At 36.0% G+C, this 25,609-nt stretch carries 24 protein-coding genes; 9 read left to right on the top strand and 15 right to left on the bottom strand.

Going from position 1 to position 25,609, the window contains the following annotated elements:
- Nucleotides 1-223 precede the first annotated feature (223 nt).
- The 4 genes from F5ESL0225_RS02700 (at nucleotide 224) to F5ESL0225_RS02685 (ending at nucleotide 6,239) form a co-directional block, all read left to right on the top strand.
- Entirely contained in the window at nucleotides 224-1,825 is a 1,602-nt protein-coding gene (locus F5ESL0225_RS02700; protein WP_370466393.1) for an APC family permease, read from the top strand.
- A gap of 66 nt (nucleotides 1,826-1,891) precedes the next feature.
- On the top strand, nucleotides 1,892-2,704 hold the full coding sequence (locus tag F5ESL0225_RS02695; protein ID WP_122047800.1) for a Cof-type HAD-IIB family hydrolase: 813 nt from the start codon (nucleotides 1,892-1,894) through the stop codon (nucleotides 2,702-2,704).
- Between the two features lie 49 nt (nucleotides 2,705-2,753).
- Nucleotides 2,754-3,455, top strand: a complete 702-nt coding sequence (locus F5ESL0225_RS02690; protein WP_122021511.1) for an ABC transporter ATP-binding protein — start codon at nucleotides 2,754-2,756, stop codon at nucleotides 3,453-3,455.
- A gap of 12 nt (nucleotides 3,456-3,467) precedes the next feature.
- A complete protein-coding gene (locus tag F5ESL0225_RS02685) occupies nucleotides 3,468-6,239 on the top strand; it encodes an FtsX-like permease family protein (RefSeq protein ID WP_122024558.1) in 2,772 nt (923 codons plus the stop codon).
- Between the two features lie 217 nt (nucleotides 6,240-6,456).
- On the opposite strand, the gene F5ESL0225_RS08490 is transcribed toward F5ESL0225_RS02685, so the two are convergent.
- Complete coding sequence (locus tag F5ESL0225_RS08490; RefSeq protein WP_255409648.1) at nucleotides 6,457-6,588, bottom strand: hypothetical protein; 132 nt, start codon at nucleotides 6,586-6,588, stop codon at nucleotides 6,457-6,459.
- Between the two features lie 432 nt (nucleotides 6,589-7,020).
- Between F5ESL0225_RS08490 and F5ESL0225_RS02680 the strand changes: the two genes are divergently transcribed.
- The 3 genes from F5ESL0225_RS02680 to F5ESL0225_RS02670 are packed head-to-tail and all read left to right on the top strand — an operon-like array spanning nucleotide 7,021 to nucleotide 9,243.
- Nucleotides 7,021-7,785, top strand: a complete 765-nt coding sequence (locus F5ESL0225_RS02680) for an ABC transporter ATP-binding protein (protein ID WP_122047799.1) — start codon at nucleotides 7,021-7,023, stop codon at nucleotides 7,783-7,785.
- 1 nt (nucleotide 7,786) lies between these two features.
- The gene (locus tag F5ESL0225_RS02675; RefSeq protein ID WP_122047798.1) at nucleotides 7,787-8,521 is read left to right on the top strand and encodes an ABC transporter permease; all 735 of its coding nucleotides are present in this window, start codon (nucleotides 7,787-7,789) and stop codon (nucleotides 8,519-8,521) included.
- The gene (locus F5ESL0225_RS02670; RefSeq protein WP_122047797.1) at nucleotides 8,521-9,243 is read left to right on the top strand and encodes an antibiotic transporter permease; all 723 of its coding nucleotides are present in this window, start codon (nucleotides 8,521-8,523) and stop codon (nucleotides 9,241-9,243) included. The genes F5ESL0225_RS02675 and F5ESL0225_RS02670 overlap by 1 nt, the downstream gene beginning before the upstream one ends.
- Before the next feature lie 95 nt (nucleotides 9,244-9,338).
- On the opposite strand, the gene F5ESL0225_RS02665 is transcribed toward F5ESL0225_RS02670, so the two are convergent.
- From F5ESL0225_RS02665 to add, 3 genes are all read right to left on the bottom strand, one after another.
- Nucleotides 9,339-11,246, bottom strand: a complete 1,908-nt coding sequence (locus F5ESL0225_RS02665; RefSeq protein WP_122047796.1) for a copper-translocating P-type ATPase — start codon at nucleotides 11,244-11,246, stop codon at nucleotides 9,339-9,341.
- Between the two features lie 18 nt (nucleotides 11,247-11,264).
- Nucleotides 11,265-11,636, bottom strand: coding sequence for a cupredoxin domain-containing protein (locus F5ESL0225_RS02660; protein ID WP_122024553.1), 372 nt, complete (start codon nucleotides 11,634-11,636; stop codon nucleotides 11,265-11,267).
- Between the two features lie 130 nt (nucleotides 11,637-11,766).
- The gene (add, locus tag F5ESL0225_RS02655; RefSeq protein ID WP_122047795.1) at nucleotides 11,767-12,792 is read right to left on the bottom strand and encodes an adenosine deaminase; all 1,026 of its coding nucleotides are present in this window, start codon (nucleotides 12,790-12,792) and stop codon (nucleotides 11,767-11,769) included.
- 293 nt (nucleotides 12,793-13,085) lie between these two features.
- Between add and F5ESL0225_RS02650 the strand changes: the two genes are divergently transcribed.
- Nucleotides 13,086-14,231, top strand: a complete 1,146-nt coding sequence (locus tag F5ESL0225_RS02650; RefSeq protein ID WP_122021503.1) for an IMP dehydrogenase — start codon at nucleotides 13,086-13,088, stop codon at nucleotides 14,229-14,231.
- Nucleotides 14,232-14,351: 120 nt separating this feature from the next.
- Here the strand turns inward: F5ESL0225_RS02650 and F5ESL0225_RS02645 are convergent, their stop codons facing one another.
- The 8 genes from F5ESL0225_RS02645 to murB form a co-directional block, all read right to left on the bottom strand.
- Nucleotides 14,352-15,071: a hypothetical protein gene (locus tag F5ESL0225_RS02645; protein ID WP_122021502.1), complete on the bottom strand. Its 720-nt coding sequence runs from the start codon at nucleotides 15,069-15,071 to the stop codon at nucleotides 14,352-14,354.
- Nucleotides 15,072-15,097: 26 nt separating this feature from the next.
- Nucleotides 15,098-15,535: a CopY/TcrY family copper transport repressor gene (locus tag F5ESL0225_RS02640; protein WP_090093134.1), complete on the bottom strand. Its 438-nt coding sequence runs from the start codon at nucleotides 15,533-15,535 to the stop codon at nucleotides 15,098-15,100.
- A gap of 24 nt (nucleotides 15,536-15,559) precedes the next feature.
- Nucleotides 15,560-16,375 carry a Cof-type HAD-IIB family hydrolase gene (locus tag F5ESL0225_RS02635; protein ID WP_122024600.1) on the bottom strand — a complete coding sequence of 272 codons (816 nt, stop codon included), beginning with the start codon at nucleotides 16,373-16,375 and terminating at the stop codon, nucleotides 15,560-15,562.
- Nucleotides 16,376-16,465: 90 nt separating this feature from the next.
- Complete coding sequence (gene glmS, locus F5ESL0225_RS02630) at nucleotides 16,466-18,277, bottom strand: glutamine--fructose-6-phosphate transaminase (isomerizing) (protein ID WP_122021500.1); 1,812 nt, start codon at nucleotides 18,275-18,277, stop codon at nucleotides 16,466-16,468.
- A 214-nt stretch (nucleotides 18,278-18,491) separates the two neighbouring features.
- Complete coding sequence (gene glmM, locus F5ESL0225_RS02625) at nucleotides 18,492-19,841, bottom strand: phosphoglucosamine mutase (protein ID WP_118896784.1); 1,350 nt, start codon at nucleotides 19,839-19,841, stop codon at nucleotides 18,492-18,494.
- A 24-nt stretch (nucleotides 19,842-19,865) separates the two neighbouring features.
- Nucleotides 19,866-20,843 (bottom strand): YbbR-like domain-containing protein, encoded by a 978-nt coding sequence (locus tag F5ESL0225_RS02620; RefSeq protein ID WP_122021499.1) that lies wholly within the window; start codon nucleotides 20,841-20,843, stop codon nucleotides 19,866-19,868.
- On the bottom strand, nucleotides 20,840-21,685 hold the full coding sequence (cdaA, locus tag F5ESL0225_RS02615) for a diadenylate cyclase CdaA (protein ID WP_122021498.1): 846 nt from the start codon (nucleotides 21,683-21,685) through the stop codon (nucleotides 20,840-20,842). Before cdaA ends, F5ESL0225_RS02620 begins: the two co-directional genes overlap by 4 nt.
- A 33-nt stretch (nucleotides 21,686-21,718) precedes the next feature.
- Entirely contained in the window at nucleotides 21,719-22,618 is a 900-nt protein-coding gene (gene murB / locus F5ESL0225_RS02610) for a UDP-N-acetylmuramate dehydrogenase (protein WP_122047794.1), read from the bottom strand.
- A gap of 97 nt (nucleotides 22,619-22,715) precedes the next feature.
- Here murB and F5ESL0225_RS02605 point away from each other — a divergent pair, with 97 nt between their 5' ends.
- The gene (locus F5ESL0225_RS02605; protein WP_122047793.1) at nucleotides 22,716-23,249 is read left to right on the top strand and encodes a 3'-5' exonuclease; all 534 of its coding nucleotides are present in this window, start codon (nucleotides 22,716-22,718) and stop codon (nucleotides 23,247-23,249) included.
- A 91-nt stretch (nucleotides 23,250-23,340) separates the two neighbouring features.
- Here the strand turns inward: F5ESL0225_RS02605 and tsaE are convergent, their stop codons facing one another.
- The 3 genes from tsaE to F5ESL0225_RS02590 are packed head-to-tail and all read right to left on the bottom strand — an operon-like array spanning nucleotide 23,341 to nucleotide 25,517.
- Entirely contained in the window at nucleotides 23,341-23,823 is a 483-nt protein-coding gene (gene tsaE, locus F5ESL0225_RS02600; protein ID WP_122024546.1) for a tRNA (adenosine(37)-N6)-threonylcarbamoyltransferase complex ATPase subunit type 1 TsaE, read from the bottom strand.
- 1 nt (nucleotide 23,824) lies between these two features.
- Nucleotides 23,825-24,811, bottom strand: coding sequence for a phosphate acetyltransferase (pta, locus tag F5ESL0225_RS02595; protein ID WP_122024545.1), 987 nt, complete (start codon nucleotides 24,809-24,811; stop codon nucleotides 23,825-23,827).
- A 10-nt stretch (nucleotides 24,812-24,821) separates the two neighbouring features.
- Nucleotides 24,822-25,517: a uracil-DNA glycosylase gene (locus tag F5ESL0225_RS02590; protein ID WP_090093120.1), complete on the bottom strand. Its 696-nt coding sequence runs from the start codon at nucleotides 25,515-25,517 to the stop codon at nucleotides 24,822-24,824.
- Nucleotides 25,518-25,609 lie beyond the last annotated feature (92 nt).

Here is a 25,609-nt window from a genome sequence, read left to right as displayed (position 1 = left end):
ACGATATAATCTTACCGCATAGACTAATAAAATTCAATACCAGCAATTGATTAAGCATATTTTTTTATATTTTTGCCTTATTAGCTAAGAAATTATGATTTTATCTAGTCAATATTCTTTTTAATTAGTAAAATAAGAACATTGATTATTATAAAAGGAGATAGTTTAAGTGGAGGAAATAAATTCAAATCAAAAATATATATCTTGGCCAATATTGACATTAATGGCATTTTGCACGGTCATTGGTCTTGATGATATCATGTACAATTTTCAAAACCAAGGAATGCCAGTAGTCACATCATGGATTATTATGTGTCTTTTTTATGTTATTCCCTATTCATTAATGGTGGGGCAACTTGGATCAGTTTTTGACCATGAAGGTGGTGGGCTTTCTTCATGGGTACGCGGAACTAATGGCGAATTTCTCGGTTATTTTACTGCGTGGACTTACTGGGCAGCATCAATTCCCTATGCTGTCGATTCAGCTAACGAAATAATTGTAGATATTGGTTGGGCAATAACTGGCTCGGAAAAGTTCCAAAGCCAAATTTCAAATACAAAATTTGCTTTGATGACCTTTGCAATGTTTATTATTTTTATTGTAATTGAACACTATTTTTCAAGATCGATGGAAGTTTTATCCACTATTGGTGGTGGACTTATGTTGATTATGACATTAATGTTTGTCTTTTTAGCCTTTACTGGACTAGTAAGATCTGGTGGACATATGGCAACTCAACCTTTTACCTGGCGAACATTAATTCCTAAGTTTGACATGCATTATTGGACAACAATCGCTATGCTTATTTATGCGTTAAATGGTTGCGAATTAGTTGCTCCATATGTTACACAAATGAAGAAGCCAAAATCAGATTTTCCCAAGGCAATGATTGCTTTGGCCTTAATGACCATCTTTTTAACTGTTTTTGGCTCCTTTGCTCTCGGAATTTACTTTAACAGTTATCACATTCCTAATGATTTAAAAATGAATGGTGCATACTATGTTTTTGATATGGTGGGGCACCAATATGGTTGGGGCAAAACGCTACTTTATGTTTGGGCATGGACTTCTGTCTTTTATAATGCAGCACTACTAGCTGTTTTACTCGATGCAATGACTAGAATGTTGATTTCAGATACAGGCGATAAATATATGCCTCATTTCTTGCAAAAGAAAGACAAAAATGGTTTGCCAATTAATGGTTACATTTTAACTGTTGCCTTATCTGCTTTTATCATGCTTTTAGGAATTTTTTTGCCAGATATGAATGATATTTTTAACTGGCTACTCAACTTAAATGGCATTATTTCTCCTGGAGTGACATGTTGGATTTTCTTCTCCTTTATGCAGATTAGAAAAAATTCGCAAAAATTCCCATCAGATTATGTTTTCTTAAAAAATGACAAACTTGCCTACTTAGCCGGATTATTTCTCCTAATAGTAACTGCTGTCGCAACAATTTTAGGAATTGCTCCTCAAGACATCAAAGAATTTAGCGGTTATTGGTGGTACGAACTAATTATTAATATTATTGCCGTCGTTGTTTTAATTGGATTAGGGGTCATTTTGCCAAGCATTAGGCGCAGAGAAGAAGAATACGGCATTGCCTTTAGTCGAAACCAATGGATTACTATTTTCACTTTAGTTATTGGCTCAATTATTTTTGATTTATACTTAGGTGAGAAAAATAAACTTTTTGGCATTAACTCAATTGCTATTGGGCAAATAAAACTAGGGCTTAATATTATCTTGATTATTAGCGAAACTATACTAGCAATTTTGATATGCTGGCTTGTAGGGCGAAGAAAGCCTGTTACAAAGTAAAATTTAATTAGTAAATTTGAAAAATATAGCTATGACATTATTAACTACAAAATAAGGAGTTTAAACATGACACTTTTACCTTTTAAAGCTGTTGCAGTCGACATGGATGGAACTTTTGAAAATGATGACAAACAGTTTGACCAGCAGCGTTTTGAAAAAGTATTAACCAAATTACGCAAACAACATGTTCACTTTATTGTATCAAGTGGACGCCCGCTCTCTCGATTACAACGAGATTTCTACGACTTTTTAGATCGAATTGATTTTGTCGCTGACAATGGCTCAATTTTAACCCAGGATAATAAAATTATTTCACGACATGTTTTTACTTACCGCACTGGAATCAAGTTGATTAATTTTATTGAGACAAATTATCCAGAAATTAATATTGTAGCCAGTGGCTTAGAACGAGCATATGTTAACAAAAAAGCGCCAATTCAATTTAAAAATTTAATGCATTTCTTTTATCCCAATGCCATTGATATTGGAGATCTAAGGGATATTCCTACCAGTGATAGTTTAACTAAACTCACATTGAAATGCTCCTCAGAATTGGCTAATGACTTGGAACGAAAATTTAATCAAAGCAATCCCGAAAGAATTCACTGTACAACTAGCGGCTTTAATAATATCGATGTCATGCCCGCAAATGTCAATAAAGGGCAAGGTTTGAAATATTTTTTACGCTATTTCAATATCAAACCAGCAGAACTAATCGCTTTTGGTGATGGCATGAATGATAAAGAAATGATCGAACTGGCCGGCTTAAGCTATGCTATGCGTAACGGAGATGAGCGTCTTAAAAAGATTGCCAAATATGAAGCACCAAGTAACAATGAGATGGGCGTTTTACAAGTACTTGAAAAATATTTAGCTTAAAATAGTTAGTAAAGTAAAAAATATTTTTTTAATATGAAGGATAGATCTTATGAGTTACATTGAAGTTCAACATAATTTTAAACGCTATCAAGCAGGTGACACCGAAATTTTAGCAAATAATGATGTTAGCTTTTCGATTGAAAAAGGTGAGCTAGCAATTATTTTAGGGGCATCTGGTGCTGGCAAGTCAACTATGCTTAATATTTTAGGGGGAATGGATACTAATAGCTCTGGAAATATAATTATTGATGGAGAAAATATTGCCAATTATAATCAACTTCAGCTAACCAACTATCGTCGCAATGACATTGGTTTTGTTTTTCAATTTTATAACTTAATTCAAAATTTAACTGCTAAAGAAAACGTGGAGCTTGCTGCTGAAATTGTTGCGGATGCACTTGATCCTGTTCAAACTCTAATTGACGTTGGATTAAAGGCACGCGTTAATAATTTCCCAGCAGAATTATCTGGCGGTGAGCAACAAAGAGTAGCAATTGCTCGTGCCATTGCTAAAAATCCCAAAATTCTACTTTGTGATGAGCCAACTGGAGCGCTTGACTATCAAACTGGGAAAAACGTTTTACAGATAATTGCTAATATGAGTCGCAACCATGGCACCACTGTAATTATTGTGACACACAATAGCGCCCTTGCCCCAATTGCCAATCGTGTGATTCACTTTCATGACGGACAAGTAACAAAAGTTACCCAAACTAAGCATCCTGAAAATATAGCTAATATTAAATGGTAGAAAAGATTAACAATGAAAAAAATAATTTGGAAAGATTTTTGGCAATCTATTATACAAACTAAAGGGCAGTTTTTGTCAATCATGGGTCTAATGCTCATCGGTTCCTTTGCTCTTGTAGGACTGTTTGTCACCGGACCTAATATGCGAGCAACCGGCAATCATTATGCCCAAAAATTAAACACACCTGATTTAACCATTGTTTCTAATTATGGGCTTGATAAACAAGACGCACAAAAAATACGTAAGCTTAAGGGACTTAAAAATGCAGAATTTGGTTATATGACTGATACTGTATTAAAAAATAGTCACGCTAGCTTTCGCATCTTTTCTAAACCCCAAAAGGTTGGACTTTATCAAGTCATCAAAGGGCATCTTCCTCAAAAGTCAGATGAAGTTGCCATTACTGATTACTATCGTTCAAAATATAAACTGGGCTCAAAAATTAGCTTTCATGAAAAAAAGAATATTTTAGGAACTACTTTTTTAAAAAATAAAAATTTTAAAATTGTTGGCTTTGTTCGCTCAAGTCAAATTCTTTCTAATGTTAATCTTGGTCAAAGTAGTAGCGGTACTGGAGAGCTTAAAGGTTATGCAGTAGCCATGCCTCAAGCTTTTAATCAGACTGTTTACACAGTAGCCAACCTGACTTATCAGGATTTAAGGGGGCTTGACTCATATGGCAAAATATATGCTAAACGCCTAGGTCAACATAAGAAAGTTGCACAACAAGTTCTAAAAGAAGAAACACCTCAACGCGAAAAACGCATTAAAAAAATGGGCTTACAGCTGCTAAAGGCAAAAGCACAAACTTTGGCATTGGCCCACAATAAGTTAGCCACTGCTAAGCAACAACTGATAGCTGCCCAAAATGAGTTAAGCTCACAAGAAAGCAAACTCAAACAGCAAGCTAGCCAAGCAACTTCACCACAAATGCAGGCAAATTTGCAACAAGCACAAATTAAATTAAACACTCAAACGCAAGAGTTGCAAAAGCAAAGCTATACTTTAGAACAAAAAGCAGCAACTGCTCAAAGAAAAATTAATACTGGTGTTCAGAAAATTGCTAACGCAAAAATGCAAATTAAGGCGCTAGTTTTAAATTATAGTGTTTACAACCGCCGCGAATTACCAGGTGGTGAAGGAACTGTCGTTTATACTACGGTGGCTCAAGTAGTGGAAGACTTAGCTAAAGTTTTTCCCATTTTCTTGTATTTTGTTGCTGCCTTAGTTACTTTTACCACCATGAATCGCTTTATTGATGAAGAAAGAATAAATTCTGGCACACTAAAAGCACTTGGATACAGCAATACGGTAATCATTAGTAAGTTTGTTTTTTATGGCTTCTTATCAGGGACAATCGGCACAATCATTGGTGTCTATCTAGGCCATACATTATTGCCGCAAATTGTTTACCACGCTTATTATCAGTCAATTACCCTTCCAGCAATTGAAGAACATTTTTATTGGCAAATTAGCCTGATTGCTCTCTTATTATCGTGGATTAGTTCCGTTTTACCTGCATATTTAACGGCCAAAAATGAGTTTAAAGAAAAGCCAGCGGCTTTACTTTTACCTAAGCCACCAGCCGCTGGCTCTAAAATTTTACTTGAACGTTGCCCTTTAATTTGGAACAAGTTGAGTTTCACTCATAAAGTTACTGCTCGTAATATTTTTCGTTACAAAAAACGAATGTTGATGACAATTTTTGGTGTTTGTGGAGCAGCTACTCTTTTATTTGCGGGCTTTGCCGTAAAAAATTCAATTAGTAACATGAATGAGCGCCAATTTTCTGAATTAATCCACTATAACCTGATTGTGGCTGAAAAAGCACCCGTCACCGCTAAACAAAAAAAAGTAATTAAAACCAAATTGCATGCTACTAACATTGCTGCTGAAATGCCTATTTATTATGAATCAATGACCAAAGTTGCCGGAAAAAATGGTGATACCCAAGAAATAACCTTAATTGCACCTAAATTTAGTCAGCAGCTAAAAAAATATGTCCAGTTAAATAATCGCCGCAGTCACCAATCCCTTACTTTAGACAATAACGGTGTCATCATTTCTGAACGCTTAGCCAACTTATTGCAAATTAAAGAAGGTGACCAGATTACTTTGACTGACAAGAATAATCAGCAACGTACGATGAAAGTTGCAGGGATAAGTGAAATGTACATGGGACACTTTATCTTTATGAATCAAAGACAGTACGAACATATTTTTACTAAAAAATATACTTCCAATGCTTACTTGGTTAACTTAAAAGATAGTCAGCCAGCTAATACCAGAAAAATTGCTGCTAAATTTATGAATTTAGCTGGCGTTGGTAATGTTGTTCAAAATACTGCTATCAGTCAAGAACTAGATGTAGTCGTCCAATCTTTGAACATGATTATGGTTGTCTTGATTGTAGTCGCTGGACTTTTGGCAATTGTTATTTTATACAACTTGACCAATATTAATATTGCAGAACGTATTCGCGAATTATCAACGATTAAAGTACTAGGTTTTTATAATAATGAAGTCACCCTCTATATCTATCGTGAAACTATTTTATTAACAATTATCGGTATTCTAATCGGATACTTTATCGGCGATTTACTCTATCGTTATATTCTTTATGTCGTACCACCAGCTAATGTCATGTTTAATCCGGCTCTATCTGCTTCAAGTTTTTTGTGGCCACTAGGAGTAATTGGTATCGTCACGCTCATTCTTGGGTTTATTGTCAACAATAAGTTGAAAAATTTAGAAATGCTCGAAGCCCTAAAATCGGTTGATTAGGCTTAAAAGAAGTTAATTTTAAAAGTCAGATTCTAAATTAGATTGGATCTAGCTTTTAATATTTCTTTATTTTAATTATTATTTATATCATTCAATCTTTCTTACAATTATTAATTGCTCGTTGCTTAATTTTATATATCAATGGTCCCTTTGCATCAGCATCATCTTGAACCGTTGGCCAGCACCGGGTTGCTAGTTTTTTTAAACTCTTGATATTTTAACCGATTGGTCTTATTTTTTTTAACCAATCACCAAAGAGGATTAAGTCTTTAACTTCTTGACCAGCCAGATCATATACATGAAGGTGTACATCAGAATCAATGTCCAGAACCATTCGATGCTCTTGCAATTCCGACTCCCAAATTCATAGAGTATAACCAGCTTGTTGTAATTGAAGAGCATAACTTACTTCAACACTAGGATGAGCAACAACCAATAAAATGCTTAGACCTGCGTCCCATAACCGCAGTAGAACCAAATCCTGTTGAATTAATTTGAAAAAATTGGGGGCCATTTACTGTCATATTTAACCAACTTAACCGACTGATTTTGTTTAACTTGACCAACTGTTACTTGTTATAAATATTTTAGAGATGTCATTTTCTACCCTTAAAATAAAAAACTAATTAATTTAAATAGCCAAATAATATTTTTATGTTATAATTTTAGCAAAGCTTTAATGTAAATCAACAAAAGATCTTCAACTTAACCTGTAAAATCATGATGTCACCCTTCCTTAATAGTGACACTTAAATTTACAACTAATTTTGGAGAATTTATTTTGGAAAATATTTTAGAAGTAAAACATTTAAAAAAGATTTATCATAGCAAAAATGAAGAATTTCATGCCCTTGAAGATATTTCTTTTAACATTAAAAAAGGACAAATCGTTTCATTACTTGGTCCTAATGGTGCTGGTAAAACAACGATTGTATCAATTATTGGCGGCTATTTACTTCCAACCCAGGGACAAGTATTGCTTAATGGGCAAAATATTATTGGCACAACCCATCACCCGCATATAGGTGTCTCTTTTGGCGGTGAGCTCGGCTTTTACCATCGAGCAACTGCCGCCCAAAATCTTGCTTTCTTTGCCGATTTGGCGCGAGTGCCATACCGCCAGCAAAAAAATGAAATCACTCGTGTACTAGAAATTGTTAATTTAAGCAACGTGGCGAAGAAAAAAGTCGGGCAATTTTCTAAAGGTATGACGCAGCGGCTGCATATTGCGCGCGCACTCTTAGGTAATCCGCAACTGCTTCTGCTCGATGAACCAACTAGCGGACTCGACGTCGAAATTGCTAAAAGCATTCGCGATACAATTAAGAATCTTTCTGATTTTGGCATCAGTATTTTACTAACCAGCCATACCATGTCTGAAGTAGAAGCTTTAGCTGACCAAATTATCTTAATTGGTGCTGGGCGCATTTTTTCTACTGGAACAGTTGAAGACATTGTTAAAGAGTCACAGGTGAGCCATATCGACCGCCCTGCGACCTTAGAAGAATCATACTTAGCCTTAGCACCAGAATTGCGGAGGAAATAAAATGAGATTTGCCCGCCTGTTTTGGTTCCATTTTAAAGAATATTTGTCAGATCAATATTTTGTCACTTTGACTTTGACGAGTACCCTGTCCATCTTTTTGGTGCAATATACGCTCGCCTATGCCAATCATCAATTAACCAACACTAGTGTATGGTTACAAAGTGCAATCTTTGGCATGTGGTCTTCTTGTACCACTGCTGCTGGCAGTATCGGCTTTGAAAGATACAAGGGAACTTTACCTTATTTAATTAATAACGCTTACGATGAACGCTTGTCTTTAATTGCTTTATTATTACCAGCTTCAACCTATGGTTTAGCAGCTTTTCCGCTAGCATGGTTGCTTGCCCAACTTTTAGGGGTTACAACTGGCGCAATTACTTTCAAGTTTAATTTAACTGTTATTTTATTATGGCTAGCCATGGCAACTATGGGAATTTTTATTGCCTCTTTCTTTACCCTCACTCCCAATGCCATTACTTATGAAAGTTTGATTGGTACACCACTTGTTCTACTTTCAGGACTCTTTGGCAATCCTAATTTTTTGCGGCCATTTATAAAAATCGCCCAGTGGTTTATTCCCATGACAACTCCAATAGCCACTTTAACTGGCACTAGTTCAACCTTTAATTGGTCGGCTTATTTTTCTAGTTTAATAATTTGGTTTTGTTTAATAATTTTAATGGTTAAAAAAATTAACCAGTTGGCACGTAAGAAGGGAGAATTAAATTTAATCTGATGCTTAAAACACAATTTTCATCATTATCATTTTTGGCAAATTGGCGCACTATCCTAGTTTACTTTTTTATCACACCTTTTGTTGACATGATCCTTTTAGTTTTAATTAATATGCAATATACCGGTCACTTTAACTGGTCCATCGTTTTAGCATCAATTGCCATTGATGCCACTAATCTTTCAATGACGACCATGACCCAATCACTAATTACCGATGCCAACTTAGGAATTGACTACGAAATGATTGCCCAACGGCCTTTTAGCCTACGTTACTGGACAAATAAAGTTTTCGTAGCCTTGATAGCTGGCTTTATTCTAGCAACATCTAACTTAATCCTGGCCCTAATTTTTGGTGCCCCACTGGTAATTATTAATCGCACTATCCTAGTCTTACCCTTACTATGTTTATTTGGCATAATTTTAGGCTTTACTGCCTGGGCCATTAGTTGGGAAATGAATGACCCATATTTTCTGTCAAATCTGATCAGTTCGGTAATGAGTTTAGTTGCCGGAATTTTAGTAGTTATTTCGGCCTATCCCAAATGGCTAGAAAAAATTGCTCTACTCTTCCCTTTTTATGGTCCTATTAATTTAATTAAGTTTAAATATGCCGATTTACGCAGCAGTCTTTTAGTTACGATAATTTGGTTAACAATTGGAATTATAACTTATATCATACAGAGCAAACATGTGTTAAAGACCAGACATCATAAATATAATTAAGCAAATTATTACTTTTTCTAACTTAAGCTAAAAAATGGCTTAAATAAAAAAGCGGTTACTTTAACAGTATCCGCTTTTTGCTATTACTTAAGTATTTATATTTTACTTTTACCTAATAAAACCGAGCTAATAACAACTGATAATGAACTAAAGGCCATTGCCAAACCCGCAATCTCTGGACTTAAAACCAAACCAACTCCGGCAAAAACGCCAGCGGCAATCGGGATGCCTAAAACATTATAAATAAATGCCCAGAATAAGTTGAGTTTTATTCGTTGAAAAGTTTTCCGACTCAGTTTTAATGCACGTACCACTGCTATTAAATCATTATTCATTAGAACAATGCCACCAGCATCTATTGCCACATCTGTACCGGATCCCATTGCAATTCCAACATTTGCTTGTGTTAATGCGGGCGCATCATTAATACCATCACCGACAAAAGCCACATAGTGTTTTTCTTGCAATTTTTTAATAACATCTGATTTATCGGTGGGTAAGACACCAGCGATTACCCGCTTTATGCCGACTTGCTCGGCAATTGACTGTGCTACTTTTTGATTATCACCAGTTAACATTACGGTTTGTAAACCCATTTGCTTAAGCTCGCTAATCGCTTCTTTTGCGTTCTTTTTTGGCGCATCTTGAATTGCAATTAAGCCAATGACTTCATTTTGAACTGAAACAGCAACAACCGTTTTAGCTGCTGTCTCTAATCTCTCTGCCTCATTGGCCAAACTTACAGAAATTTTCAAATTAGCAGCAGCTATTAATTTACCAATGTAGACAGATTCAGTCCCAATTTTACCACAAACGCCGCGGCCCTCTAGAACTTGAAAGTCACTAACAACTGCAGGTACTATCTTTTCTTTGTTGGCATAGGTAATAATTGCAGCCGCCAGTGGATGTTCCGCTAACTTTTCTAATCCAGCAGCAATTGGCACTGCCTGTTGCTTGTTACCAATTAGATCAGTTACTTCAGGTTTACCTTCGGTCAACGTGCCAGTTTTATCAAAAACCATTGTTCCAATATGATTAGCAGCTTCAAGAGTTTCACCATTTTTGATCAAAATTCCCATCTTGGCTCCCCGGCCAGTTCCAACCATTAAAGCAGTTGGCGTAGCCAGGCCTAGGGCACAAGGACAGGCAATTACCATTACAGCAACGGCATAATTAAGTGCAGTTAGAATGTCTTGTCCTAAGAAGACATTCCAAACAACAAAAGTAGCAATAGCAATAATTAATACAGTTGGTACAAAAATATTAGCCACTTTATCGGTTAACTTTTGAATTGGAGCATGACTATTTTGCGCTTTTTTGACAATAGCAACAATTTGCGCTAGCATTGTATCATTACCAACTTTTTCAGCTGTAAAAACAAACGAGCCTGTTTGGTTGATTGTTGCTCCGATTACCTGGTCACCAACTGTCTTTGTCACAGGCATACTTTCACCTGTTATCATTGACTCATCAATATTTGATGAACCTGAAATCATCTTTCCATCAACCGGAATTTTTTCACCAGGTTTTACCTGGATTAAATCATTTTTAACGACTTGACTAACGGGAATTTGGATAAAATCTTGCCCACGTTTAACAAGAGCATTTTTTGCATTTAAGTTAATTAGTTTACTTATAGCACTAGAAGCATTGCTACGCATTTTTTCTTCTAACACTTGACCTAGTAAAACGAATGTAATAACAAAAGCGGCCGTTTCAAAGAAAACCGGTCGCTTAGTCAATATTGCATAAACACTATAAATGTAAGTCGTTAATGTCCCAAGCGCAACCAATGTATCCATGTTGGCATGATGCTTTAAAAAAGCAGCCCAAGCACTTGTGATAAATTGACCAGCAGCAAGAAACATAATAATGCTTGTAAGCACAAACATTGTCCAATTACCACCCGGGAGCATCCAACCCGTGAAGGGATGAATGATCATTTCTAACAACATTGGTATTGATAGGATTAACGACGTCCAAAATCGTGTTGTAATTTTCATATTAAATCTCCCGCAAATTTACTTTACAATAACTTTACCATGAAACATATTCATACTACATTCCCAATCATATTCACCAGGTTTACTGGTATCAATTTCAACTTGTTCAACTTTACCTTGAGGCAATACTTGATTAATTCCAAAATCAGAAAATACAACATGATCCAAACAACTTGCTGAATCTAAACGTTTAAAATTTAAAGTCGCGGGGATACCCTGCTTTAAAATTACTTTTTCTGGTGAATAGCCACCCTTAACTTCGATATCAATACTTTGTTTATTGGCTGCCATTTTGGCCTGTTTTGTTTGCACATGATGTTGGCCAAAAAACCACCAAGCAATAAAAGCGATGCCTGCTAGACCAGTTATTAAAATAATAATTTTAGCCATAATGTACTCTCCTTAGCAAAAGTAGTATTTACATTTGTAAACTAAGTTAAATATACAGGATATGACGACAGATGTAAACAAAATTGTTTATAAAAAAAGCTATTCTTAGTTAGAATAACCTTTTTTAGCTTTAACCCAAATTTTGTAAATAAGCATCAATCTGTTGTAAATAGCTAGCTTTAGCTTCAGGACTAATCCACGCACTCTGGAAAGAATTTCGAGCTACTTGTACAATCTCATCTTCACCCCAACCACATTTTTGACCAAACTTATAATAAACATCATTGATATAATTGCCGCCCTTATATGAAGGATCATCAGAATTAAGACTGATTACAGCACCTTTAGCAAACAATTCCATAATAGCCGTTTGCTCCATATCCTTACGAGTATAATAATAAGCAATTGGACAAGCGGTAATCCCAATTTGTTGACTAATTAAATATTCCATTAAATCCGTATTTTGCACTATACTCATACCATGGTCGAGCCGATTAACTTCAATAATTTCAAGAGCTTGCTTAACATGCTCAACCGAATCAACTTGCTTAGGGTCACAATGCATGGTTAAAAAATATCCTTGTCGCTGTGCCTCATCAAAGACAGTCATAAATTTTAAAGGCGGATTATGGTGTTCAGCTGAATCAAGCCCCACCCCAATAATCCAACCTTTTTCATGATATGGTTTAGCTGATGCTAAAGTTTCCCATGCAGATTGTTTGGAAAGCTCACGTAAAAAACACATGACTAATTGCGTATCAACTCCTAAAGCTTGCGCATCCACAATTGCGGCGTGAATCCCCTCAATCACAGTTTCAAAAGCAATCCCCCTAGTAGTATGAGCTTGAGGATCAAAAAATAACTCAACATGTTTAACATTACTTTGAGCCATCTTTTGTAAAAAGGACCAAGTTACTTCATAAAAGTCTTGTTCAGTACGCAAAACTTTCATACCACGGTAATAGGCCTTCAAGAATTCCGTTAGACCATAACCATAGCTATGATCTATATCAGCCGGTGACTTAGCTTGAATATCAATTTGATTACGTTGCGCACAGGTAAATTCTAATTCTGGTTCAAGCGTTCCTTCAATATGAACATGTAGTTCGGCTTTAGGTAAACCAGCAATAAATTCACGGGTCAATTCTTTATTCATTTGCTCCTCTTTCTTTTTCTTAAATTTATTATTTATACCTAAATAAACATTTAAGCAATCGCTTTTCAGTAAATATAATTAACTTAGCACAAGAAATATAACTACTTATTTCTGATTTAAAAAAATAATATCACTTTGCTTAAAGGTTTACAATAAAAATAAAAACCATTTTTTTGTTCGGTTTACATGCAAAGCTTAATTTAATTAAAAATTAGCACTTGACCGCCATGCAATTCCCTAGTAAAGTGTAATCAATTTAACTTTAATAATTCTAAGTAAGGAGAGTGCACTAAATGTCAAATTGGACAACGAAATTTAATAAAGAAGGTTTAACCTTTGATGACGTCTTATTAATTCCCGCTGAAAGTCACGTTCTACCTAATGAAGTTGATCTTCACACGCAACTAGCACCAAATATTAAGCTAAACATTCCTATTATTAGCGCCGGAATGGATACTGTAACAGAAGGTGCCATGGCAATCGCAATTGCTTTACAAGGTGGGTTGGGAGTCATTCATAAGAACATGTCAATTACAGCTCAAGCCAGTGAAGTTGCCAATGTTAAAAATGTCGTTGTCCCAAATAATTTTACTAAGGCAGCCATTGATCAAAACAATCATCTGCTAGTAGCTGCTGCCGTTGGAGTTACTAGTGATACCTTTGAACGCGCTGCTACTTTACTTGAAAATGGCGCCGATGCAATTGTTATTGATACCGCCCATGGGCATTCAGCAGGTGTTCTTCGTAAAATCAAAGAAATTAGAGAGCATTTCCCTCAAACTACTTTAATTGCTGGCAATATTGCAACTGGTGATGCAGCCAGATCCCTCTTTGATGCAGGTGTTGATGTTGTTAAAGTAGGAATTGGCCCGGGCTCAATTTGTACTACTCGGGTAGTTGCTGGGGTTGGCGTACCCCAAATCACTGCTATTTACGACGCGGCTACTGCAGCGCGAGAATATCATAAACCAATCATTGCAGATGGTGGTATGCAATATTCTGGCGATATTGTTAAGGCCCTGGCCGCAGGTGGACATGCGGTAATGCTTGGTAGTATGCTTTCAGGCACCACTGAAGCACCCGGGGAAATTTTTGAAAGTAATGGGCAAAAATATAAAGCATACCGCGGGATGGGTTCAGTTAGCGCAATGGCCCAATCTCATGGCTCATCTGACCGTTATTTCCAAGGTGGTGTTAACGAAGCTAATAAACTCGTGCCAGAAGGAGTGGAAGCTCGGGTTGCCTATAAAGGTGATGTTTCGGACATTATTTTTCAAATTCTTGGTGGCTTACGTTCAGGTATGGGCTACGTTGGTGCTGCTTCAATCACTGACTTACGGGAAAATTCACAATTTATACGTATTACTAATGCCGGACTACGTGAATCTCACCCCCATGATGTCCAAATTACTAAAAAAGCACCAAATTATACTAAGTAATTATTGCTAATAAGTTAGACCAGTACAAATAGTCTAAATTTGAATTTCTTAAGAACGCAATAAAATAACCGCTAGTCTCTAAGACTAGCGGTTATTTAGCTAATTAGTCATTTAACATTTTTAATTATCATGTCCATTTTTTTTCGTAATTTTCAAAATTGGTGGCCAGAGAATCAGAGCAACCAACCCGATGGCTAATCCTAACCAAAGTGCAGACGAAGTGGTCAACGTGATACCATGATATTGCGTTTGTAAATTATGCAAAACATTATTACTGTAGAACTGTAAGGCTCCAAAAGAGCCAACAGTAGCTAGCAAAATAGCAATTGATGCCCACCATCTACCAAATAAAACAAGGATAATAGCAATTGCAAAGAGAATAATCAAACCAAAGAAGCAATAATGAAAGATAGCAATAGTTTGGTTAACATCTTTTTTATTCTTTTTAAGGTTATCATTAATGTTATTTATAATTACATAATTTACCGCTTCTTGTACTTTGTTATTAGCCGGTAGCGCTAAATTTTTTGCGGTTAACTCTCCATTTTCGCGATAGGTAACACTAAGGTTATACATACTGACATAAGATATATTTTGGTGGTATTTGCGCGGCAATTGTTCTAGAATTTTATCTTCTACGCCCAATTCCTTAGCCAACCGATATGTACCTTTAAAACTATCATTATCTGATTGGTCAATACTCTTTTGAATAAGTGTTTTAGCCATTTGCGGGACATTAGGTACAGCCATAATTACTGGACTTTCCAGTAACAAAAATCCTGATACACATAACAAAACAGTAAATACCAAACGCATTAAAATACTGCCAAACCTTCTCATTTATAACCTCCTAATTATTAATTTGATTAACAATTGTGTTGACCTGAAGCTAAACAATTACAAGGAACCATTTTAGGTGCATGGGCTTTTTTTAAAATAAGCTCATTTTCAATAGTTGCAATATCACTTTGAGATAGGGGCAGCCCTTTTAGTATTTCAATCAATACCTGACCCTTATGCATATCACACATATGATCCATTAATTGGTTAGTCACCTTAATCATCATTTCAATTTGACTAACTGTCGCCGAATAAGCAAACCGTCGCCCATCTTTGCGCGTTTGTAGTAAGCCCTTCTTGACCAAACGTCCCATTAAAGTCTTGATTGTTGATTCTGACCAATGCTTTTTTGTTTGCAGTTGTTCAATCACGTCACCAGTATGAGTTTCACCAAGGGTCCAAATAATCCGCATTACTTCCCACTCAGCTTCTGAAACATTATGTTCTATCTTTTTTTCTACCATAATAATCAACTCTACTTTATTTTACTACAAAACAAATTTTTTTATTGCTTTGGCAATTCCATTATGATTATTATCAGCAGTTACATAATCAGCTTTATCCTTAATTAATTCGATAGCATTACCCATCGCTATTTTTTTAAAGTTGGGGTTAGAAAACATTGAAATATCATTACCCTGGTCGCCAAAAATCATCACGTCTTTTTGCTGAATTTTAAGGCGATCAGCTAATTGGATTAAAGCATTACCCTTAGAAGCAATCTTGTCATTGATTTCAATGATTTCTGCAAAGCTTCTTACTACATCGTACTTCTTAAATACCCATTCAGGAATATTATTCCATAGTTTGTCCATTTCTTGAAGATCATCAATTAAACTGAAACCAATCTTGTTAAAAGAAAAAGCTTGCGGAATTTCTTCTGGTCGTCTAATTTTAATCATATTGTTAGTAACTGCACCGTTATTTGCCAAGTTAGTTCCTACATCTCGATCACAAGTCCAAAAGCAATCAGGCGTTTCAAAATGTAAATTCACATGAGCTAAACGTTGTAAACGTAACATATTAGTAAAATCTTGATAGCCCATCTTTTGATTCATTAAAATGTTACCAGCTAAGTCTTGAATTACTGCACCATTAAAAACAATGTCATATTGGTCTTTTCCCATTAATTCTAATTGTTGATTATAGGGCATTGCACCAGATAAAGGACGACCTGTTGCTAAAACAACTTTAATTCCCTGACGACTTACCTGCTTTAACACTCTTTCAGTTTCAGGTAAGATTTGATTATTACTTGTGAGCAAAGTTCCATCCAAATCAACTGCAATTATTTTAATTGCCAAAATTTTTTCCTCCCACTTCTTAGCATTATTAGCTTCATTATACAAAAAGTCGTAATTACTTACGACCTTTTCTTTTTATTTAGATATACTTTATTCTACGGTAACACTTTTAGCTAAGTTTCTTGGTTTATCAACATCTAGTCCTTTTATTTTAGAAGTATAGTAGGCAAATAACTGTGCCGCTACAACAGAAATAAGTGGACTTAAATAATAATTAAGATTAGTCAAAACGATATCATCATTAGTTTTAGCCAAACTTTGACTAGCAATAGTAATTACTTTTGCCCCTCTGGCAATAACTTCTTGAATGTTTCCGCGCATTAAATCTGCAGTTAATGGATCATTGATTAATGCAATTACCGGCGTACCGGGTTCAATTAATGAAATCGTACCGTGCTTTAATTCTGCAGCTGCAAAACCTTCTGTTTGAATATACGAAACTTCTTTTAATTTTAATGCTGCTTCTAAAGCAACAGGGTAATCAATTCCCCGTCCAATATAAAATGCGCTACGCGATGGTACTAAATATTTTCGGGCTAGTTGAGCAATTTTATCTTGGGTCGAAAGAACCTGCTCAATTCCTTCAGCAGCCAAGGCAAGGTTTTCTTTTAACAAGAAATCTTTCGCTCTTTTTTTAGCTAACTTCTCACCTACAGCCTTAGCCAAAATGGCTTCAACTGTAATTTGGGCAATGTAAGCTTTAGTTGAAGCTACTGCAATTTCTGGCCCCGCCTCGAGCGACATTGCATAATTAGCTTCACGGGCTAGAGTTGAATTGGGAACATTAGTCAAAGTTAAACAAGGAATTTTACGCTTTATTGCTTCCTGCAAAACCACCCGAGAATCAGCAGTTTCTCCAGATTGCGAAAGAAAAATAAAGAAAGGATGCTGCGATAAGATTGGAAAATGATATCCTGCTTCTGAAGCAAAAGCAACTTCGGTCGGTATCTCTGTCAATTCTTCAATAATTTCTTTGCCAACTAGACCTGCATGATAGCTTGTACCTGCAGCAAAAATATAAATACGATCAGCACGAGATAGACCAGTGGTAATTTTCGGATCAACTTGAGGTGTACCAGACTGATCGAGATAAGTTTGTGCCAAATGATGTAAAACAGTTGGTTGTTCACAAATTTCTTTTAACATATAAAATTCGTAAGTTCCCTTACTTGCAGCATTAGGGTCAATATTAACTTGATATGACTGATGTGCCACCGCTTTTCCATCAAGTGTTTCTAATTTATAGTTATTTTTAGTAATATCGCCAACTTCACCATCTTGGATATCGATAAAAGTTTTTGTTTGATCCAAAACTGAAAGAGCATCTGAAGCTATAATATTAAAATTATGGCCTAAACCTAACATTAACGGCGACTTGTTTTTAGCGATATAGATATGATCAGGATATTTATTATCAACTAATAAAATTGCATATGAACCCTTAATTAAATTCAAAGCTTGTTTTAGTGCACTAAAGGTATCTAACTCCTGTTCTTGAACAATTTTACTGATTAATTGAACAATAACTTCAGTATCCGTATTTGATTTAAAAATTACATTTTTTAAGTATTCATCTTTTATTTCCTGATAATTTTCAATTACCCCATTGTGAACCATATAAAAGCGTTTCGTTTGATCAAATTGAGGATGAGCATTGTTATCAGTGGGCTCGCCATGTGTAGCCCAGCGAGTGTGCCCAATTCCTACTAATCCTTGCTCTTTTGTTTGCATTTGCTCTTTTAAATTTTGAATTCTACCGGTAGTCTTAGTCAAATATTCATTACCCGCCAAATCATTCAAATAGATTCCGGCAGAATCATAGCCGCGATACTCTAACTTAGTTAGACCATTTAGCACGATTTCTTTTGCTTCTTTACCTACGAGACCAACAATTCCACACATATTATTCTCCTTTGGTATATTTAATTTTGTTAAATTGGTTTTTTAAATATTAGTTGTAGCAAAAGGAATAATAGCTTTTTTATTAAAGTTGGTCAAGCTAAATTATCTAAATTGGTATATACTAAATGAAATATTTTGTATTAATCTAAAAATAAAAAGCAGACCAAACACATTTTCTCAGTGTTTGGTCTGCTTTTTTATCACTTTATAAAATTTAAATACCCATCTCTTTTTCAACTACATCAGTAATTTGCTTTACATAAGCATCGGTTATTTCTTGTGTTGGACCTTCAGCCATTACCCGTAATAATGATTGTGTGCCAGAAGGACGAACCACTACCCGGCCATCTCCCTGCATATCTGCTTCAACTTTCTTAATTACATCAACAATCGCTTGATGATTTTCCCAACTATGTTTATCAGTAACTGGAACATTTACTAGACATTGAGGATAGTCTTTAAAGTCTTTTAATAACTCAGTCAGTAACTTACCCGTTTTTTTCATTACTAGCATTAACTGTAAACCAGTTAGCATCCCATCCCCAGTATTATGATAATCACTCATAATTACATGACCAGATTGTTCACCACCTAAGTTATAGCCATGCTTTCTCATTTCCTCGGAAACATAGCGATCTCCAACTTGCGTACGTACATTCTTAATACCATGTTTTTCTAAAGCTTTTGTAAATCCCAAGTTGCTCATTACAGTGGTCACAATTGTATCATCCTTCAAGCGTCCACTATCTTCCATGTAAGTACCTAAAATGTACATAATGTGATCACCATCAACTTCGTGACCATTTTCATCTACAGCAATACAACGATCAGCATCGCCATCAAAGGCCAAGCCTAATTGAGCCTTTTGCTTAACCACTTCTTCTTGTAATTTTTCAGTATGCGTTGCACCAACATGGTCATTAATATTTAAGCCATTAGGATGAGTAGCAATGGTCGTAAAGTCAACACCACAATCAGCAAATAAGCGTGAGATTAAACTACTTGCCGCTCCGTTAGCGCCATCAATAACTACTTTAATACCATTGAGATCTTCAGGAATAGTATTTTCAATAAACTGCAGATATTTGGCACTGCCTTCATGAAAATCAGTTACCGAACCCAGTCCCGCAGCTGATGGACGTGGTAAGGCATCTTTTTCATTATCAATTAATTTTTCAATTTCTTCCTCCATCTCATCAGATAATTTTAGGCCATCACTACCAAAAAATTTAATACCATTATCTTCAGCTGGATTATGTGAAGCTGAAATTTGAATGCCAGCATCAGCTCCTTGTGCTCTAACTAAATATGATAGACCTGGAGTAGTAATTACACCAACTTTTAATACTTCAATTCCCACTGAAAGTAATCCTGAAATCAAAGCATATTCAAGCATTTGCCCGGAAGCCCGAGTATCTCTTGAAACTAAGACTTTCGCCTGTTCATTTTTAGTATTCTTAGTTAAGATGTAACCCCCATCACGTCCTAGTTTAAATGCCAGCTCAGGAGATAAATCTCGATTAGCTACGCCACGAACACCATCTGTACCAAAATATTTCAACATTTTATAAACAACCTTCCTTATCCATCATTTACCTTTAATTTTTTCATTATTCGTATTCTCGACTTTTAGATCCACACTAACTTGACTCGGATCAGCCTTCACTATACCTTGAGGCAATTTTAACTTCACTAACTTAGTCGTTGAACTGTTAATCTTGCTTAAATCAAGCGGTACTTTCAAGTGTTTCACTTTAGTCAAAGCCTCTTCGGTCCCAAACAAAGTAACATAATTACTTCTAGTACTAATCGAGTATAATTTATTTTGCTTTTCATGCATTGGTTGTAATTCAACTTTTATCATTTTTTGAGCAATTGTGATTGGAATTATTACCTTAGCAGTCGCCGGTTCGATGACTACGTTGAGCTGACGTCCTTTATGATCTTCAGCAATCAAACTGACTTGCCGTTCAAAGGTATGATCAATACCATTAGGTAAAACTACTTTAGCTATTATTTGATCAATCTGGTCAACTTCACTACGAGCACCGGTTACTTCAGCTTCTTGTGGGTAAATGCTAACATCCCCTAACCTATATCCACGGGCGACTGCTCCCTTATTATACTCTGTTTGTATAGGCATTGTGGTAGATTTTCGTCGTTGAATATTCACATTTACTGTTTTAGGATTAACAGAATATGATACCTGTTTACTCATTCCCGTAATCTTTATTTTAACCGTATGCCGACCAATATTTTTATTAGTTAAATCAATATATGCTCGAAAGTTTTGGGTATTGACCATTGATGTAACTAAAGCCGTCGAGCCTTCTAAAGTAACACTAACTTTTTCAGGATAACCAATCACATAATACTTATCAGTGTCAACCGAAACTTGCAAAGGAACTTTAATAGTTTGCGTTTTATTAGCAGTTTGTTTAGTCCGTTCAGGTTCTCCCTGTGTCCAAAATCCACTTTGAGTATAATTTACATAAATTACCAGTAAAATAGCAATTAAGAGTGAAACTAAACGAATGAACCATGCCTTGCGCCAAAATTCTTTCATCGGTCAGCACCCCATTTCCAAATTTTACGCAAAGCCTTTTGATACCATTTTTCATTATTATTTTTCTTAGGAACAAGCGCGGCAGTTAAATACTTCATATACTCATCCCGACTAATATCCAAAAGTAGCCGCCCATTACGAGTAATAGTTACGCCACCGGTTTCTTCAGATACTACAATCGTAATTGCATCAGTTACTTCCGAAATACCTACAGCAGCTCTGTGTCTAGTACCAAGTCTTTTAGGAATCATCGTACTATCTGATAAAGGTAAATAAGCCGCTGCGACCGCAATTTCATGGTCTTGATTAATAATTACTGCCCCATCATGTAGTGGAGTATTAGGAATAAAAATATTAATTAATAATTCACCTGTAACACGAGCATCTAAATTAATTCCTGTTTCGATATAATCATCAAGTCCAGTCTCTTGTTGCAAGGTAATTAAGGCGCCAATCCGCCTTTTAGACATGTACTGGATAGCCTTATCAAGTTCATTAATAAACCTAAGCGATTCATTACGCTCGCTATCTTCGCGCTCACCAAAAATTGGTAATCGTCCTAAATGCTCAAGTCCACGACGTATTTCAGGTTGAAAAATAATAATGATACCAATGACTGACCAAGAAACAATTTGATCTATCAACCACGTTGTAGTGTGCAGCTGTAAAACACCTGCAATAATGCGGACAATAAAAATTAAGACGATACCCTTGGCTAGTTGAACTGCCTTAGTACCCCTAATTAAAATAACCAAATGATAAACTAAGAACCAAATGATTAATACGTCAAGAATAATTGACAAGTTATTCCAAGTAAAGATGTTGCCAACATTAAAATTCATCTCTGCTCCTTTCCACTATTAGAGATTTACTTTTTATTCAGTGGGTTTCCCAATTATTCTAACTTCAGTTTGTAAATCCAGCTTAAACTTTTCCTTAATTACACGTTGAATCAGGTGAATTAAATCCAAATAATCAGTAGCAGTGGCATTGCCTTTATTTACAATAAAACCAGCATGTTTCATGGAATCTTGTGCCCCCCCAATTTGCTTACCTTGTAAGCCAGCTTCAATAATCATTGGGCCCACAAAATGACCTTTTGGTCGTTTAAAAACACTACCACATGACGGATACTCTAGTGGCTGTTTATACTTACGCAAGGCATTTAAATAATTCATATCAGCTAAAATTTTACTTTTGGTGTCCCTTTTTAAAGTAAAATCTACAGCTATTACGATATCACCATTTTCCTGAATAAGTGAGTGTCGGTAAGCAAATTTCATTTCTTCATTAGAATATACTTTAAACTCACCTTTGCGTGTCAAAACTTTTACATTTTTCACTACCGCACAAGTTTCTCCACCATAGGCTCCTGCATTCATAAAGACAGCTCCACCTACACTACCAGGAATCCCAGCGGCAAACTCTAGTCCACTTAAACCATGTTCAGCTGCGGTAAAAGCAGTATCAATTATACGTGCACCAGCTTGAGCTGTTACTTGCTTATCTGTAACTTTAATTTGGTTCATTTTAGTTAAAATAACCACTAAACCATCTATTCCACCATCACGGATAATTAAATTAGATGCATTACCAATTACAGTTAAGGGTATCTCATTTTCAAATGTATAACGTACTAGTTCCTTTAACTCAGTTATGGTTTGAGGAAAAGCTAAATATTCTGCTGGACCACCTGTTTCAGTAAAAGTATATTTGCTTAGCGGAACTTGTTTCTCAATTTTAGTTCCTACTTGTTCTATATTAAATAACTCCACCGTTAAAATCCCCTTTATAATACTTTTTCTATTTTACCGCATTAAGGCATTTGCTTCACTCTATGTTATACTAAAATTAATTATTTAAGGAGAAAAAATGAATTTTATTGCTATGGATTTTGAAACTGCCAATCGGCAGCCTGAAAGTGCTTGTTCTCTGGCACTTGTAATGGTGCGAGATAATAAAATTATCGACCGCTTTTATACCTTGATTAATCCACAAATGCCATTTGACAGTCGTAATATTCAAGTACATGATATTACCGCAGATGAAGTAAAAACGGCACCAACAATGGCTGAAGTCTGGCCTCAAATTAAAGATTTATACCAACCTGGTATGTTAGTGTGTGCACATAACGCTCGTTTCGATACTAATGTCATGCGTAAAAGCTTAGCACGTTATGATATTGCCGAACCGCATTATTTCGTTCTTGATACACTTAAAACTAGTAAGTTATTTGAGCCTGATTTGCCAAACCATAAATTGGATACAGTAGCTAAAGCACTTCAAGTTGAACTATGGCATCATCACAATGCCTTAAGCGACAGTGAAGCTTGTGCCGGAATTTTGATTGCCCAAAATAAGCAATTTGGTGACGAGGCACTTAAGAATTTAGTTGAACAAGTATGAAGGCTAGAAATCGGCCATATTAAAAGAGTTAGCACTGACCAATGCTAACTCTTTTTACTAATAAAATATTTTAAAGCTAAAAATTTAAACTTTAGCTAATGGATTTAAGCTGCACTAAAATATCCGCTAACCATTGTTTAGCACGCTCACCCTGCACTTCAAATTCAACCGTTCTTTTAGTCGAATCCCACTGATCATCAACACGGCGGATAGTCAATTGCAAAGCATACTCTGGTAATTGTGCTTTAATCACTTGGGGCCATTCGATCACAACTAAGCCTGGTTCAGCTAGATAACTGTTTAGATCAATTGAGGACAAATCGTCGTTTTCTAAACGGTAAAAATCCATATGAAAAAAGGGCAGACGTGCCTCGCGATATTCCCGAACAATTGTAAAAGTTGGGCTCTTTACTGGGCGCTTAATTCCAAGGGCACGACCGATTCCTTGCGTTAACGTCGTTTTGCCTGCACCTAAATCACCTTTTAAAAGCAAGAGATCATGTGGCTTAGCTGTCAGAGCGATAGCTGCACCGATTTTATTCATTTCAGCTGCCGAATTTACAGTTAATTTCATCTTACTCACCCTCTGCACTTACTTGAGCAGCAGTTAATATTGCCATATTATATATATCTTGACTACTAGCACCTCTTGAAAGGTCATTAATGGGCTGCGCAATTCCTTGCAAAATTGGCCCTATCGCTGTGAAATTTCCTAACCGCTGCGTCATTTTATAAGCAATATTACCTGACTGTAATTCTGGGAAAATAAAAATATTAGCTCGCCCTTTAAGCGGAGATGTCGGCGCTTTTTTTCTAGCCACTTCAGGTACAAAGGCTGCATCAAATTGCAATTCCCCATCAGCAAGAATATCGGGGTGAGCGTGAGCAAATATTTGATAAGCCTCCGCTGCGCGGTCAACCATAGTCCCCTTAGCTGAACCTTTAGTTGAAAAACTTAAAAAAGCTACCCGTGGTTCAAGGTCAATCATACGTGCAGTGGCAACTGACTGATAGGCAATTTCAGCTAGAGTTTTACTATCAGGTTCAGGATTAATGGCACAATCTGCAAAAATATACCTTTCTGCTCCACGTTCCATAATAAAGCTACCAGAAACTCGCTTCATCCCTGCAGCTGTATGAATTAATTGTAAAGCTGGTCGGACAGTATCGGCTGTAGAATGAGCAACTCCAGAAACCATTCCATCAGCTTTACCTATTTTGACTAGCATTGTTGCATAATAATTAGCATCATTCAGTGCTCGTAACACATCGGCTTCATCCACCTCTTTACCGCGAGCAGCAATGAAGGCTGGTACTAATTCACTAATTGCTGAATCATGCTGATAATCAATAATTTTTGGTTGCGGATAAGTTAACTTGCTGCTCCTAATAGTAGTCATAATCTTTTGGGGATTACCTAATAAGATTGGCTCAACAATTGATCCCGCAGCTAATTTACTGGCTGCTTCCAGAACCTTTTGCTCATTTCCTTCAGGAAACACTAAGCGATATTTTACGCCCGTTTTTTTTAATTTGTCTTCTAACAATGTAAAAATACTCATTTTTCATTCCTTATGCTAAGTCTATCTGTTTAATTTCTGCGGGTAGCTGCCAATCAATGGGACCTGTCCCAAATTTTTTCAAAGCAGCATTACAACGTGAAAATGGTCGGGACCCAAAAAAGCCACGGCTAGCTGACAATGGGCTAGGGTGAGCTGATTTAATTACAAAATTACGGTTTTGGTCAATTAAATTAATCTTATTTTGAGCGTATCTTCCCCATAAAATGAAGACCACTTTTCCGCGATCACTAAGTGCTTTAATTGCTGCATCAGTCACCTGCTCCCAACCTTTACCTTGATGACCATTTGCCTGACCCAAAGGCACGGTTAGAACGGCATTAAGCAGTAAAACACCTTGATCAGCCCATTTTTTTAAATAACCATGATTAACTGGCGCACAGCCAACGTCATCATACAATTCACGGTAAATATTAACCAATGATGGCGGTAACGAGATGCCAGGCATTACGGCAAAACTCAGCCCAGTTGCTTGACCAGGGTTATGATATGGATCTTGACCAAGAATTACTACTTTAGTTTTAGTAAAAGGGGTTAATTTAAAAGCGGTAAAAATATGGTACATATCTGGAAAAATTTGCCTAGTTGCATACTCTACTTTTAAAAATTCATGTAACTTATGATATTCATTACTAGCAAATACTGGAGCTAAGACTTGATCCCAGTCATTGCCGATATATTTTTTCATTCTGTAAAACGTCCTCGCTTTCATTAGCTTTTATGGTATCATGAAATTAATTGTTATCGAAAAGAAGCTGAATAATTTTAGCGCTTCTTTAG

The organism is Lactobacillus sp. ESL0225, from assembly GCF_003692905.1.
Lineage (GTDB): Bacteria > Bacillota > Bacilli > Lactobacillales > Lactobacillaceae > Lactobacillus > Lactobacillus bombicola.
This window is presented reverse-complemented; position numbering and strand designations above follow the sequence as displayed.

Coding starts and splice junctions, on each gene's coding strand:
- F5ESL0225_RS02700 (WP_370466393.1), top strand. CDS start 224: ATGGCATTTTGCACGGTCATTGGTCTTGATGATATCATGTACAATTTT.
- F5ESL0225_RS02695 (WP_122047800.1), top strand. CDS start 1,892: ATGACACTTTTACCTTTTAAAGCTGTTGCAGTCGACATGGATGGAACT.
- F5ESL0225_RS02690 (WP_122021511.1), top strand. CDS start 2,754: ATGAGTTACATTGAAGTTCAACATAATTTTAAACGCTATCAAGCAGGT.
- F5ESL0225_RS02685 (WP_122024558.1), top strand. CDS start 3,468: ATGAAAAAAATAATTTGGAAAGATTTTTGGCAATCTATTATACAAACT.
- F5ESL0225_RS02675 (WP_122047798.1), top strand. CDS start 7,787: ATGAGATTTGCCCGCCTGTTTTGGTTCCATTTTAAAGAATATTTGTCA.
- F5ESL0225_RS02670 (WP_122047797.1), top strand. CDS start 8,521: ATGCTTAAAACACAATTTTCATCATTATCATTTTTGGCAAATTGGCGC.
- F5ESL0225_RS02665 (WP_122047796.1), bottom strand. CDS start 11,246: ATGAAAATTACAACACGATTTTGGACGTCGTTAATCCTATCAATACCA.
- F5ESL0225_RS02660 (WP_122024553.1), bottom strand. CDS start 11,636: ATGGCTAAAATTATTATTTTAATAACTGGTCTAGCAGGCATCGCTTTT.
- add (WP_122047795.1), bottom strand. CDS start 12,792: ATGAATAAAGAATTGACCCGTGAATTTATTGCTGGTTTACCTAAAGCC.
- F5ESL0225_RS02650 (WP_122021503.1), top strand. CDS start 13,086: ATGTCAAATTGGACAACGAAATTTAATAAAGAAGGTTTAACCTTTGAT.
- F5ESL0225_RS02645 (WP_122021502.1), bottom strand. CDS start 15,071: ATGAGAAGGTTTGGCAGTATTTTAATGCGTTTGGTATTTACTGTTTTG.
- F5ESL0225_RS02640 (WP_090093134.1), bottom strand. CDS start 15,535: ATGGTAGAAAAAAAGATAGAACATAATGTTTCAGAAGCTGAGTGGGAA.
- glmS (WP_122021500.1), bottom strand. CDS start 18,277: ATGTGTGGAATTGTTGGTCTCGTAGGTAAAGAAGCAAAAGAAATCGTG.
- glmM (WP_118896784.1), bottom strand. CDS start 19,841: ATGTTGAAATATTTTGGTACAGATGGTGTTCGTGGCGTAGCTAATCGA.
- F5ESL0225_RS02620 (WP_122021499.1), bottom strand. CDS start 20,843: ATGAAAGAATTTTGGCGCAAGGCATGGTTCATTCGTTTAGTTTCACTC.
- cdaA (WP_122021498.1), bottom strand. CDS start 21,685: ATGAATTTTAATGTTGGCAACATCTTTACTTGGAATAACTTGTCAATT.
- F5ESL0225_RS02605 (WP_122047793.1), top strand. CDS start 22,716: ATGAATTTTATTGCTATGGATTTTGAAACTGCCAATCGGCAGCCTGAA.
- tsaE (WP_122024546.1), bottom strand. CDS start 23,823: ATGAAATTAACTGTAAATTCGGCAGCTGAAATGAATAAAATCGGTGCA.
- pta (WP_122024545.1), bottom strand. CDS start 24,811: ATGAGTATTTTTACATTGTTAGAAGACAAATTAAAAAAAACGGGCGTA.
- F5ESL0225_RS02590 (WP_090093120.1), bottom strand. CDS start 25,517: ATGAAAAAATATATCGGCAATGACTGGGATCAAGTCTTAGCTCCAGTA.